Consider the following 13514-nt stretch of genomic DNA (forward strand, 5'->3'; position numbering starts at 1 on the left):
GCCATGTCCATCCGCATCAAGGCTGCCCCCCTGCCCACTCACCTCTCGCCACGAGCGCATTCGCCCTCTGCCCTGGAGGCTTTCAGCGCGGTACTGAGGCCACTTTGGTGGCCCATGCTGGCCACCTTGATGGTGTTTTGGCTGAGCCGGCTGGGCCTGGCGATCTGGCTGGCGCCGCGTGTGCAGGAGGCAGGCGCATGGTCCCACCTGTGGTGGCAGGGGCTGCGGTTCGATGCCGTGTGGCTCGGGCTGGTCTGGGCGCTGCCAGCGGCCATCACGCCCTGGATGGCCCTGCACCCGACCACCTGGCGCGCCTGGACCCGGCTGTTGCGCCTGTATGGTGGTGCCGTGCTGCTGTTTGTGACCTTCATGGAGCTGTCCACCCCCGCCTTCATAACCCAGTACGACAGCCGGCCCAACTACCTGTTCGTGGAATACCTGAGTCACATGCAGGAACTGGCCGGCACGCTGATCAAGGACCAGTGGCTGGACCTTTTGGTGGCGGCCGTGGTGTTGCCCGCTGTGGGGCTGGTTTACGCAAGGGCCACGCGGCCGACCAGCCCGGTGACCACGCTGACGCTGCCCATTTCAATGGTCCTGTCCCTTGTGCTGTTAGGGACGCTGGCACTTGCAGGCCGGGGCACCCTGGGCCACCGCCCCGCCAACCCGGCGCTCGCGGCGGCCACACCAGACCACCTGGTCAGTGAGCTGCCCTTGAGTTCGGCCTACACCTTGTTGTACGCCCTGCATCTTTCGCGCAAGAACGAAGACGGCGGCATCACCTACGGCCACCTGCCCACGCAGCAGGTGATCCAGAGCGTGCGTGCCGAGACCGGCCTGCCCCTGGCGGTGTTCACCGACCCGGCGGTCCCCATGCGCCACCGCCAGGTCAGCCTGCACCCGTCGCCGCGGCCGCGCAACCTGGTGATCGTGCTGGAGGAAAGCCTGGGGGCGGAATTCGTCGGTGCACTGGGCGGGCTGCCCCTCACGCCGAATCTGGACCGGCTGACACAGGAAGGCCTGTGGTTCGATCAGCTTTATGCCACCGGCACGCGTTCGGTGCGGGGCATCGAAGCCGTGGTGGCCGGCTACCCGCCCACGTCATCGGTCAGCACCGTGAAGCTGGCGAAGTCACAGCGCGATTTCTTCACGCTGGCCAGCTTTCTGAAAGGGCAGGATTACACCTCCACGTTCTTCTACGGCGGTGAATCGCACTTCGACAACATGCGCGGTTTCTTCATGGGCAATGGCTTCGACCAGGTGCTGGACCAACACGACATGCCGTCCAACGCCTTCATGGCCACCTGGGGCGCGTCTGATGGCGACGTGATGGACCGCGCGCACCAGCACTTCCTGGCACAGCCTGCCGACAAGCCCTTCTTCGGCCTCATCTTCACCTCGTCCAACCACGCCCCCTTCGACTTCCCGGACGGCCACATCGAGCTTTATGACGCGCCCCAGGCCACGGTGAACAACGCCGTCAAATACGCCGACCACGCCTTGGGCCGCTTCATCGCACAGGCCAAGGCCTCGCCGTACTGGGCAAACACGCTGTTCCTGGTGGTGGCCGACCACAACTCACGCGTTTACGGTCAGTCGCTGATCCCCATCGACCGCTTCCACATTCCGGGGTTGATCCTGGGTGGTCCCATCGAGCGGCCACAGCGCATCAGCACGGTGGCCAGCCAGATCGATCTGGCCCCCACCCTGATCTCGCTCATGGGGCTTAGCGGCGAGCACCCCCTGATCGGGCGCGATCTCAGCGACCCCGCGCAACAAGCCCGTGGGGGGCGGGCCATTCTGCAGTTCGACAAGTTGCAGGCCTACATGGAGGGCGCAGAGGTGGTGGTGATGCAACCCGACACGCCGGCCAAGCTGATGCGCTATGCAGACGGCACACTTTCGGAGGCGACGGCCACCAACGCCCCCCTGGTGGAGAAAGCCCTGGCGCATTCACAGTACGCACAGATGGCCTACCGCGATCAGTGGCATCGCTGAGGCCAGCGCAGCCCCGCGCCGTGTGAGCTACCAGCCCAGCCCGACCTTCAAAGGCAGGTACACCACCATGCCTGCCACGATGGTGCCCAGCACACCACGCCGCCAGGCGAACCAGCACAAGCCTGCTGCCACCGCATACAGGCGCGCGTCCTTCCAGGTCTGAATCAGTTCGCCCTGCGAAATCACGATCTCTGGCACCACCACCGCAGACAAGGCCGCGATGGGCGCGTATTGCAGGCCGCGCTGCGCCCAGTGCGGCAGCGTCCAGGGCCGGTCCGACAGCAGAAAGAAGCCCCGTGTGATGACGGTCACCACGCCCAGGGCGACGATGGTGAGCAAGGTCCATGGATTGAGGTCAAACATGGTGCGCACCTCCTTCAGGACGGTTGGGGCGCATTTTGTCGAGCACCAGGCAGATGGCCACGGCGCTGGCAATGGCCACCAGGATGTTGAGCTTGAGCGGCAGCGCCCAGGCCGCCACCGCAGCGGCCCCCGCCACCCCGGCCGAGACCATGCGCAGCCTGGACGTGGCCAGCGACGCCAGTACACCCAGCAGGGCCAGGATGCCGGCGAAGCCCAGTCCCCATTCGGTGGGGATGGCGTTGGTCAGGGCGATCCCCACCAGGCTGGCACCCATCCAGGCCAGGTAATTCACAGCGCAGTTGCCTGCCAGGTAGGCCTGTTGCTGCGCCAGTTCGTCGGCGGTCTGCCCGGGTTTGGGAAAGCGTCGGGCGAAGAACACATAACTCAGGTCGCCTGTGAGGTACCCTGTGACGAGGCGCTGAAAACGCGGCAAATGCATCAGATAAGGCCTCAAATGGGCCGAAAACACGACAAATCGTAAATTTACACAGAACGCCGCCGCCAGAATCACCCACAGGGGCGCTCCCGCCGCGATCATCGGCACGGCTGCGAGTTGGGCACTGCCGGCGTAGACGATCAAGGTCATCAGCACCGCCTCCAGCCCTGAGAGGCCCGACTTCACCATGGCCACGCCGGTCATCAGGCCCCAGGCGGCAATGCCCATGCCCACCGACGTCTGATCGCGCATGCCTTCCCAGAATTCGGGATGGCTGCGATGCACGGACTGGTAGAACATCAGCCTACCGCCGTGGATGTGTCGGCGGCGCTCAGCACCTGACCAGGCGCCAGCGAGAAGCCGCGCAGGAAGTCACCCACCGGCAGGCGCTTGCCGCCAGCACGCTGCAGGGCGGTGAGCACCAGCACGCCTTCGCCCGTTTGCACACGGATGCCATCGTCGGCCACCGCGAGCACCGTGCCAGGCGCGTCCGATGCGGTGCCAGGCTCTGCGCGCGCGGACCAGAGCTTGACGGCTTCACTGCCCGCCACGAAGCTGGCGCCAGGGAAAGGGTCGAAGGCGCGCACACGCCTTGCCAGGACGGTTGCAGACTGGCGCCAGTCAATGAGCGCTTCGGCTTTTTCGATCTTGTGCGCGTAGGTGACCCCTTCGGCGGGCTGCGCGACCGGGCGCAAACCGCCACAGGCCGCCAGCTCCAGCGCTTCCACGATCATCCGCCCGCCCAGCTCAGCCAGCCGGTCATGCAAGGTCGCCGTGGTTTCCTCTTCACCGATGCGCAGACGCTCGGTCAACAACATGTCACCCGTGTCCAGTCCGGCGTCCATCTGCATGATGGTCACACCGGTTTCCGCATCGCCTGCCTCAATGGCCCTGTGGATGGGCGCGGCACCGCGCCAACGCGGGAGCAGGGACGCATGGATGTTCAGGCAACCCCATTTCTGGCGTGTCTCGTTGCCGCCCATCCCATCCAGCACCCACTGCGGCAGGATCAGCCCGTAGGCGGCCACGACCATCACGTCGGCGTCAGCCTCTTCCATCATCCGGCGGGCGGCCGCGGCGTCTTCCGGGTACTTGCCGTCCAGCCGCAGGCTGCGCGGCTGCGCCACCGGGATGTGGTGTTCGAGCGCAAACTGCTTGACCGGCGACGCCTGCAGCTTCATGCCCCGGCCAGCGGGTCGGTCGGGTTGGCTAAGCACCAGGGCGATCTCAAAGCCTGCCGCGTGCAAACGCTGCAGGGCCACGCTGGCGAACACCGGCGTGCCGGCAAAGATGATTTTCATGGGTTGCAGTGTCGGTTCGCACGCTGTGCGCCCGTCCGTCGTCAGAATCGGTCGCCTACGTCGTCCAGCAGGGGTTCGTCGGTGTACACCAGCTTGCGCACCACGCCCTGGGAATCGATATGGATGTGAGCCAGGCGGGCCAGCGAAAAGGGTTCCAGGTACCTGTAGGTCCAGACGTCGCCATCAAACCGGGCAACACGCTCCACCACCGCCGGTCTGCCGAACTGGCGCAGCACATCTTCCCGGGTCCAGCGATCCACCTCGATGCGCTGCAGCCATGCGACATCCAACACCTGATCCATGCGCGCCAACCGCCCCTGGGCGTCCAGATCCAGATTGAAGACCTGCTGCCTGGATGGCTGACGCGAATACTGAAGTCTTGTGCCCTCCGGAAGCGCGTGGACCGCCGTGGGCGTGCCCAGACGCTGTTCGATGGCGACGCGCGACGTGCCCAGCGCCACGGTTTCGGGCATGCCGCTGCAAGCCGTCAGCACAAGGGCAAGCACGGTGGTGATCAGCGTCAATGCGCCACGCATCATGCGCGTACCGCCTCCCGTTGAGCCTTGACCAGCTTGCTTTTGATGCGGTTGCGCTTGAGCGGCGACAGGTATTCCACAAACACCTTGCCGATGAGGTGGTCCATTTCATGCTGGATGCACACCGCCAGCATGCCCTCGGCTTCGATCACCCGGGACTGGCCCTCGCCGTCCAGCGCCCTGACCTTCACCGCCAGCGACCGCTCCACGCCGTCATAGATGCCCGGCACCGACAGGCAACCTTCTTCGCCCTTGCGCTTTTCCGGGCTGGCCCATTCGATCTCGGGGTTGATCAGCACCATGGGCTGGTTGCGCTCTTCGCTCACGTCAATCACGATCAGGCGCTCGTGCACATCCACCTGTGTGGCCGCCAGGCCAATGCCGTTGGCGTCGTACATCGTGGCCAGCATGCGAGGAATCAGGGCCTGGATGCGTTCGTCGACCTGCGCCACCGGGCGCGCCACGGTGTGCAGGCGCGGATCGGGGTAACACAGGATGGGCAGCAGTTCAGCAGAGGTCATGGTCGAAAACAGCGACGAGCGGGGAACAACAACGGGCCGCCAGGGCCCTTCTACTGGCAAGCGTGCCGCGACCCATTCGTGGTGGCGCGGGCACGCACTTGCGCGTTTGTCGGTATTTTCGCCACTTTTAGCGGATGGCGCTGGGCGTCGCCTGCATAAACATTGCCTAATCAAAGCCTTGCGCGCAAAATCAAATGCGAATTATCAAGACCAAAGCGCTGTCACGAACAGGCCGCTCGCCCTTCCGGGGCTGGCCCTGCCGGGAGCGTGCATGCCCCAGGGGCCCTACATGCCATTGAAGATCCGTTCGAACGCCTCCTTCTCCTTGCCTCACGGCCTACGCCCCCTGGCTTGCGCCACAGCGCTGCTGGCTGCCACCCTGGCCTCCGGTGTGAGTGCCCAGAATTTCCCCATCACCCCCGGTCAACGCGCCACCGCCACCCAGGTGGCCCAGGCCGGCGTGCCCCTGTCCGAACTGGCACCCAACGCACCCGACAGCTACACCGTCAAGCGCGGTGACACCCTCTGGGCCATTTCCGGCATGTTCCTCAAGAGCCCCTGGCGCTGGCCCGAGCTCTGGGGCATGAACCTGGAAGACATCCGCAACCCGCACCTGATTTTTCCCGGCCAGGTGCTGTTCCTTGACACCAGCGACGGCACCGCCCGCCTGAGCACCCGCCGGCCCGGCGACGGCGGCACGCCCACCGTGCGGGTTTCGCCCCGTGTGCGTTCGGAAAGCCCGTCCGACTCGGCGATTCCGCCGATCTCGCTGCAGGCGATCGAGTCCTTTCTGGCCGAGCCCATCATCGTGGACCAAGGCACTTTCGCTCGCGCACCGCGCATTGTCTCTGCCACCGACAGCCGCGTGCTGATGAGCATGGGCGACCGCGCCTATGCCCGCGCCCTGTACGGCAGCAGCGAAGGCGGCGACGCCGAGCCCCTGAGCATTGGCGAAGGCAAACCACGCAACTTCCGCGTGTTCCGCAACGCCACGCCGCTCAAGGACCCGACCACCGGTGAAGTGCTGGCCTACGAGGCACAGTACGTGGGCAAGGCCTACCTGGTGCGCGAAGAGACACGCAGGGTTCCCGCGCCCGTTCCGAGCCAGCCGGCGGCACTCACCAAAGACGTCTATACCCCGCAGTTCGAGAACACCGCGCACAACGTCGAGCGCACACAAATGCCCGGCAAGCCCGCCGCCGAGGCCGGCGCGGAGATCATCCCGGCCACCATCGACATTGTTCAGGCCAAGGAAGAAGTGCGCATCGGCGACCGTCTGCTGCCCGAGCCGCCCCGCGAACTGCCCAACTACGTGCCCAGCGCACCCGCGTTCACCCTCACCGGGCAGATCGTCTCGGTCTACGGCAATGCGGTGACCTTCGCCGGCCAGAACCAGGTCGTGGCCATCAACCGCGGCATCGAACATGGTGTTGAACGCGGTCACGTGCTGGCCTTGCAGAAGGACTCGCAAGTCGTCGTCGACAAGACCGATACCGCCCGCACCCAGATTCGCCTGCCTGGCGAACGCAACGGGCTCATGATGGTGTTCCGCACCTTCGACAAGGTGTCTTACGCCCTGGTGCTGCAAATCACCGACGGGGTCAAGGTCGGCGACGCATTCGTGAACCCCTGACCCCGCATGAGTGGGGAGGAGTTGGCCGCCTGGCTGCGGCTGCTGCTCACGCCTGGCGTGGGCACCGACTCGGCACGCAAGCTGCTCGCTGCGTTTGGCCTGCCTGAAGCGATCTTCGGGCAAACCAGCAGTGCGCTCGAGGCCGTAACGGGCTCACAACGCGCACAAGCGCTGCTGACCGAGCCAGAGGAACTGCCCGCCGCCCTACAGCGGTTGCAAGACTGGCTGGCCGCAGGGCCCGATCGCCATGTGCTGACCCTGGCGGACAAGCGGTTTCCCGCCGAATTGCTGGAAATGGCCGATCCGCCGCTCATGCTGTACGTACTGGGCGACGTGAACGCGCTGCACCACCCCCAACGGTTGGCGATCGTGGGCAGCCGCAATCCGACACCCCAGGGTCAGGCCAACGCGCGCCAGTTTGCCCTGGCACTGTCACAAACAGGCGTGTGCATCGTGTCCGGCCTCGCATTGGGGGTGGACGGGGCGGCCCACGAAGGTGCACTCGAAGGCGGCAGTCCAACCATTGCGGTGGTCGGCACCGGGCTCGATCGGGTGTACCCCAAACGCCATCTGAACCTCGCCCACCGCATCGCCGCGCAAGGCGCCATCGTGAGCGAATATCCCCTGGGCACACCACCTCTCGCGGCCCATTTTCCCCAGCGCAACCGCCTGATTGCCGGCCTCTCGCAGGGCACACTGGTGGTGGAGGCTGCGGTGCAATCAGGCTCACTGATCACAGCCCGGCTCGCCGCCGAACAAGGCCGCGAGGTGTTCGCCATTCCCGGCTCCATCCATGCACCGCAGTCCAAAGGCTGCCACGCACTGATCCGCCAGGGCGCCAAACTCGTCGAATCCGCCAACGACATCCTCGAAGACCTGCGACTGCCCACCAGTCCACCACTGCCCTTTGACACGCCTGCAAGCGCACAGGAAGACACCCTGCTGGAAGCCCTGGGCCACGACCCCGTGAGCCTCGACGCCCTGCAAGCCCGCACCGGCCTCGACACCGCCACCCTGCAAGCCCGGCTACTGGAACTCGAACTCGAAGGCCACGTCGGCCGCCTGCCCGGCGGACTGCTGCAACGCATCGGCCGCAGCTAAGGCACCCAGGAGGGGAGGCTCAGCCTCCGGAGCGAAGCGCCGCATCCAAAGGCAGGTAAAGTCCGGCGCGAAGTGTCTCAATTCCAGGGGCAGCAAGGGACGGCTCCGCCGGCCCAAGATGCCGTCCCCCCTCCAAGCGCCGAAGGCGCGCAAGAGAGGGGGGAAGCCGCGTCAGCGGCGCAGGGGGGAGTACCTAATTAAGCAGACGCTCAGGATTGGCATCCAGCTTGGCCAGCGCATCGCGCGTGGCGCGAACGGTGAGGGCCTCGTCTTCGCTGGGAACCAAAAGCCCGGCCTGCAAGTAAGCGGCCACTCTCGCAGACTGGATCAGGAAGCAGCGACCGCTGTTGGTCACAAAGAGGTACAGCTGGCCCCGCTGACTGCGCCAGGCCAGCTGCACGCTGTTGAGCTTGCCGTTGTGGTCCAGTCCGAACCAGGAGCCGATCTGCAGCTCCACCGCCCAAGCCCGCATGGCTTCGCTCGGCTGGCTGCCACCCTGGTTGATCACCTCGATGTTGCTGGCGTCCACGCCGGTGATCATCTCGATGCTCTCGTTGTCGAGGTCCAGATCGCCCACCCCGCTCTCGGGCAGGAAATCTTCCAGATTGGCCAGCCGCTTGGCCAGCTTGTCCATGCTTTCTTCCGGAATGGCTTCGGTGCGGGACATGAAGGCATCGGCCAAGGTATCGCTCACCGATTTGATGTGCTGATCCTGCAAGCCAGCCGGGAAGCCCAGCAGCCCCATGCCCTGACGCAGGCGCTGCAGCAGGTTCGGCAATTGCTGGATCACGCGCGCCCGGTCGTTGCGGTTGGGCTTGGCGCTGGCTGCCCAGAGCAGTTCGCTGGCCACCTGCTTGAGCGAACTGGTTTCTTCGTGTTTGAGTCCGTATTTCACGCTGGCCACGGCCAGCACGTCGACCCAGACCTTGAACAGGAACTCGCGCACCTCTTCGCGCACCGGCACATCGTCGAGCAGCTTGCGCAGTTCGATGGTGTACTGCACCGAGAGGGTTTCCTTCTGTTCGATCTGCTGCGCCACACTGACCACACGGCTGGTGCTGTCCTGCTCGCTGAGGTAGGTCGACAGAAACTTCTGGAACTCGTCAAACACGAGCTGGAACACACGCCGGCCCGTCTCGGGGTACTGCTCGATCACCTGCACCACCCGCTTGATTTCTGCTTCAAGTGCGGCAGACCCCACGTTGGTCTCAAAACCCATCACACACGAACCCATGCGGTCGATGAGCTTGCGTGCGGGATGCTGCAGGGCACTGAAAAACTCGGGCTCAGCCAGTGCCACGCGCAGCACCGGGATCTGCAGACGGGCAAACCAGACCCTGACACTGGGCGGAATGCGCTCCTCGGCCAGGATGCTCTGGAACATCAGCGCCACGACCTCGATCGTGGCTTTTTCGGTCGAGGTGGTGGCCGCCTGCTTGAGCTCTGTCGTGCGCTGTCGCAAGGCACTGGAAGCCCGCTCCACATGGCTGGCATCCATCTGCATCGCAACACCGCCGGCGCCTGTTCCGCCATAGGCGGGATCCATGCTACCGGTTGAAGGTGTACCCACCTCCCTGCGGACCACCGCCATGCTCTGCTGCATGGCCTGCTCCAGCCTGGGCGACGGCGGGAGAAGCTGGGTGGCCTCGAAATCACCACCAATCTTGTCCATGAGCAGGCGTTTGAGCCGCCCCACCACGCCCTGGGCCCGCATGCGAGCCCGCGCCAGGGGGGTGGCACTGGTCAGCATGCGGGTTTCTTCGTGCACGCCCATCGATGATGAACCGGCACGCGAGGGCCCGAACGCCCCAGGTGCTGAGCTGCCTGCTGGGCCAAACGCGGGCGCCGACGAAAGGCTGGAGCCGAACGCGTCGCGTGGCGGCGCGTCGCCAGAGCGGCGGCCTGCCGCCGGAGGCACGGGCGCGGGAGATGACCCCGTGCGCGTGCCAGGCGCGCGCTTCACCAGCGACTGAAGATCGATTTCCTTCATGACCCCACTGGACACCAGGAATTCGTTGGCGGCCTTGTACCCCTCGTGCAGCTTGGTGGCCATGATGGGCAAGAGCGCATCCTGGATCAAGGCCCAGGCTTCGCGGGTCATCTGGGCGTCCAGCCACTGATCGACCAGAATTCGCGCTGTCACGTCGGGCAGCAACACATCGCCGCGCGGCAACTCCTGTCGCTTCTCCAGGTGCTGGATGCGCAGACGCAAGTCGTTGAGTTCGGAGGACGATTTGTCAAGCACCCGCATGGCCAACCGGGAGGCCATGATCTGGTCGTCAATCGTGCCTTCGGCCACCAGCTCCAATCTTCCCGTGCTCAAAGGGTTTCCGGAGGAACTGAGCTTGGGCAAAAGCGTGCGCTGAAGCTCTTTGCGGCTGCCGTTGAGCCAGGCGGTCTGGTGTTTCTGGAAGGCGGTCCAGGCGTCCCGCCGCTCCTGCATCTCGCGAGCCGGACCTGCCTGGTCGAGAAGAGAGGTCAGCCGCGTATCGCAGGCCCTGACCATTTCGGGAAGCGCACGGCCCACGTGAACCACGAACAGTTCACGCGCCTGTTTGGCAAGGGATGAGACGTGCTGATCAGGCGAAACCACAATAGTTTCAGTATGACACGAAAGAACACCGCCCCATCAGGGGGCCCGGCCAGGCATGACAGTTGCCCGGCCGCCATGGCCGTTATACAACAGCACCAGCGTTCGGGTCATCGGGATCGCCATCCTTGCCATCCTTGCGGGTGCCTGGCTTGACCAGATCCTCGCGAGACACGCCCAGCCACATCGCCACGGAAGCCGCCACAAAGATCGACGAATAGATGCCGAACAAGATGCCGATGGTGAGCGCCAGCGCAAAGTAGAAGAGCGTGGGGCCGCCGAAGAGGAGCATGGACAACACCATCGCTTCGGTCGAGCCGTGGGTGATGATCGTGCGGCTCATGGTGGAAGTGATGGCGTGGTCGATCACCTGCGCGGGGGTCATCTTGCGCTGGCGCCGGAAGGTCTCCCGGATGCGGTCAAAGATCACCACCGATTCGTTGACCGAATACCCCAGCACCGCCAGCACCGCTGCCAGCACCGCCAGCGAGAACTCCCACTGGAAGAAGGCGAAGAAGCCGAGGATGATGATCACGTCGTGCAGGTTGGCGATGATGGCCGCGATGGCAAACTTCCATTCAAAGCGGAACGCCAGGTAGATCACGATGCCGATCACCACCATGGCCAAGGCAAGCAAACCGTCCTCCACCAGCTCGCGGCCCACCTGCGGGCCCACGAACTCCGTGCGTCGCAACTCGACCGCCGGATTCTGGGCCTTCAATGCCGCCAACACAGTCTCGCTCTGCTGGCCTGCCGTCTGGCCTGCCAGTGCCGGCAGACGCAGCAGCACCTCTCGCGAGGTGCCGAAATTCTGTACCGGCACATCAGCGTAGCCGAGACCTTCGATGACGTGGCGCACCGCGTCCAGATCGGCCGGTTGCTCATAGGCCACTTCCATGACGGTACCGCCGGTGAACTCGACCGACAGGTTCAGTCCCCGAGTGACCAGAAAGAAAACCGCCAGCACAAAGGCGATGGTGGAGAACGCGTTGAGGGCCAACGCGTGCTTCATGAACGGGATGTCCCGGCGAATGCGGAAAAACTCCATGGTATTTATTCCTTGTCAGGAGTCTTCAGAAGAAGCGCATGTGAAGTTGCAACATAAAATTCCATGGTCTTGTTCCGTGATTCAGTTGGACTTGGTGGTCACCGAGCTGCCGGCATCGGGTTTCCAGACGGTACCGATGGAAAGGGCCTTGAGCTTGCGCTGGCGGCCATACCACATGTTGACCAGGCCACGGCTGAAGAACACGGAAGAAAACATGCTGGTGAGAATGCCCACGCAATGCACGACGGCAAAGCCGCGCACAGGGCCGGAACCAAACAGCAGCAGGGCCACGCCAGCGATCAGGGTGGTCACGTTGGAGTCCAGGATGGTCGCCCAAGCGGTCTCGTAGCCGTTCTGGATCGCTGTCTGCGGGGCGGCCCCACGGCGCAGTTCTTCCCGGATGCGTTCATTGATCAGCACGTTGGAGTCAATCGCCATACCCAGTGCCAGCGCCATGGCGGCAATGCCGGGCAGGGTGAGCGTGGCCTGCAGCATCGACAGCACCGCCACCAGCAACACCAGGTTGAACGCCAGCGCAATGCTGGAGAACACGCCAAACAGCATGTAGTAGATGCTGATGAACACGACGATCACCACAAAGCCCCACATCACGCTGTTGAAACCGCGCTCGATGTTCTCTGCACCCAGGCTGGGGCCAATGGTGCGTTCTTCGATGATTTCCATGGGCGCGGCCAGCGAACCGGCGCGCAGCAGCAAGGCGGTGTCGCTGGCCTCGACCGTGTTCATGCTGCCGGAAATCTGCACTCGGCCGCCACCGATTTCGGTGCGGATCACCGGCGCCGTGACGACCTCGCCCCGTCCCTTTTCAAACAGGATGATGGCCATGCGCTTGCCCACGTTCTCGCGGGTCACATCGCGAAAGACCCGGGCACCCTTGGCATCGAGCGTGAGGTGCACAGCGGCTTCCTGCGTCTGGCTGTCAAAGCCAGCCTGGGCGTCGGTGAGGTTTTCGCCCGTGAGCAGCACGTCGCGGCGCACGATGACGGCACGGCCCTCGCGATCAAGGTAGCGCTCTGAACCAAAAGGCACCGCACCGCCACCGCGCTCGGCCGAAAGACCGTCTGCGCTTTCGTCGACCAGGCGCACCTCCAGCGTGGCGGTGCGGCCCAGGATGTCCTTGGCTTTCGCGGTGTCCTGCACACCCGGCAACTGCACCACGATACGATCCAGGCCCTGCTGCTGGATCACCGGCTCGGCCACACCCAGCTCGTTGATGCGGTTGTGCAGGGTGGTGATGTTCTGCTTGAGGGCCTGTTCCTGCACCAGCCGCGCCGCCTCGGGCTTGATGCTGGCCTGCAGCCGGGCGCCGGCCGCGTCGGACACGTCATTCACCTGCAGATCGGCAAACTGGTCCTGAATCAGGTTGCTTGCGGCCTCCAGGGTCTGGGCGTCGGCGGCGCGCAATTCGATGGTCTGCCCATTGCGGGTGATCCCGCCATGGCGCACGCCTTTTTCGCGCAGGGCCACGCGAAGATCGCCGGCGAGCACGTCCGTGCGGCGCACCAGTGCCGCCGGCATGTCGACCTGCAGCATGAAGTGCACGCCGCCCCGGAGGTCCAGCCCCAGGTACATGGGCGAAGCGCTCAGTCCGGCCAGCCATGCCGGTGTGCGGGGCAGCAGGTTGAGCGCAACCACGTGGGATGGGTCAGCCGGATCGGTGTTCAGCGCGCGATCGATGGCGTCGCGCGCCTTGATCTGGTCGTCGGTGGTCTCAAAGCGCGCACGAACCGAATTGCCCTCGAACTGGATCATCGAGGCCGCGACGCCTTGTTCCGCCAGCACCTGTTCCACGCGAGTGGCCGTGGCGCCATCCACGCGCACCGACGACTTGGCCGCCGAGACCTGCACCGCCGGTGACTCGCCAAACAGGTTGGGCAGCGCGTAGATCAGGCCGATCAGCAGCGCGACAAATATGATCGCGTACTTCCACAGCGGGTAACGGTTCATGGTGAGGGCAGGCCGCAAA

Annotated in this window: 11 protein-coding genes; 3 read left to right on the forward strand and 8 right to left on the reverse strand. The window is 64.8% G+C overall.

The features are described from left to right. Window positions 1–3 precede the first annotated feature (3 nt). Window positions 4–1998: an LTA synthase family protein gene (locus tag J2W49_RS09695; RefSeq protein ID WP_310314959.1), complete on the forward strand. Its 1995-nt coding sequence runs from the start codon at window positions 4–6 to the stop codon at window positions 1996–1998. A gap of 27 nt (window positions 1999–2025) precedes the next feature. Here J2W49_RS09695 and J2W49_RS09700 read toward each other — a convergent pair whose 3' ends face one another. The 5 genes from J2W49_RS09700 to def are packed head-to-tail and all read right to left on the reverse strand — an operon-like array spanning window position 2026 to window position 5155. Continuing rightward, window positions 2026–2361 (reverse strand): AzlD domain-containing protein, encoded by a 336-nt coding sequence (locus J2W49_RS09700; protein ID WP_310314963.1) that lies wholly within the window; start codon window positions 2359–2361, stop codon window positions 2026–2028. After that, window positions 2354–3097, reverse strand: a complete 744-nt coding sequence (locus J2W49_RS09705; RefSeq protein WP_310314965.1) for an AzlC family ABC transporter permease — start codon at window positions 3095–3097, stop codon at window positions 2354–2356. The genes J2W49_RS09700 and J2W49_RS09705 overlap by 8 nt, the downstream gene beginning before the upstream one ends. Continuing rightward, window positions 3097–4098, reverse strand: a complete 1002-nt coding sequence (gene fmt, locus J2W49_RS09710; RefSeq protein ID WP_310314969.1) for a methionyl-tRNA formyltransferase — start codon at window positions 4096–4098, stop codon at window positions 3097–3099. The genes J2W49_RS09705 and fmt overlap by 1 nt, the downstream gene beginning before the upstream one ends. A gap of 41 nt (window positions 4099–4139) precedes the next feature. Then, a complete protein-coding gene (locus J2W49_RS09715) occupies window positions 4140–4637 on the reverse strand; it encodes a hypothetical protein (RefSeq protein WP_310314971.1) in 498 nt (165 codons plus the stop codon). Continuing rightward, window positions 4634–5155 (reverse strand): peptide deformylase, encoded by a 522-nt coding sequence (def, locus tag J2W49_RS09720; RefSeq protein ID WP_310314973.1) that lies wholly within the window; start codon window positions 5153–5155, stop codon window positions 4634–4636. Before def ends, J2W49_RS09715 begins: the two co-directional genes overlap by 4 nt. A gap of 289 nt (window positions 5156–5444) precedes the next feature. Between def and J2W49_RS09725 the strand changes: the two genes are divergently transcribed. Both J2W49_RS09725 and dprA read left to right on the forward strand, forming a co-directional pair. After that, on the forward strand, window positions 5445–6788 hold the full coding sequence (locus tag J2W49_RS09725) for a LysM peptidoglycan-binding domain-containing protein (protein WP_310314977.1): 1344 nt from the start codon (window positions 5445–5447) through the stop codon (window positions 6786–6788). A gap of 6 nt (window positions 6789–6794) precedes the next feature. Further along, entirely contained in the window at window positions 6795–7889 is a 1095-nt protein-coding gene (gene dprA, locus J2W49_RS09730) for a DNA-processing protein DprA (RefSeq protein WP_310314979.1), read from the forward strand. Window positions 7890–8082: 193 nt separating this feature from the next. On the opposite strand, the gene J2W49_RS09735 is transcribed toward dprA, so the two are convergent. The 3 genes from J2W49_RS09735 to secD form a co-directional block, all read right to left on the reverse strand. Then, on the reverse strand, window positions 8083–10482 hold the full coding sequence (locus J2W49_RS09735) for a DUF1631 family protein (protein WP_310314982.1): 2400 nt from the start codon (window positions 10480–10482) through the stop codon (window positions 8083–8085). An 82-nt stretch (window positions 10483–10564) separates the two neighbouring features. After that, complete coding sequence (gene secF / locus J2W49_RS09740; RefSeq protein WP_310314985.1) at window positions 10565–11527, reverse strand: protein translocase subunit SecF; 963 nt, start codon at window positions 11525–11527, stop codon at window positions 10565–10567. Between the two features lie 81 nt (window positions 11528–11608). Continuing rightward, complete coding sequence (secD, locus tag J2W49_RS09745) at window positions 11609–13495, reverse strand: protein translocase subunit SecD (protein WP_310314988.1); 1887 nt, start codon at window positions 13493–13495, stop codon at window positions 11609–11611. Window positions 13496–13514 lie beyond the last annotated feature (19 nt).

The sequence above is a fragment of the Hydrogenophaga palleronii genome, from assembly GCF_031457455.1.
Taxonomy (GTDB): Bacteria; Pseudomonadota; Gammaproteobacteria; order Burkholderiales; family Burkholderiaceae_C; genus Hydrogenophaga; species Hydrogenophaga palleronii_A.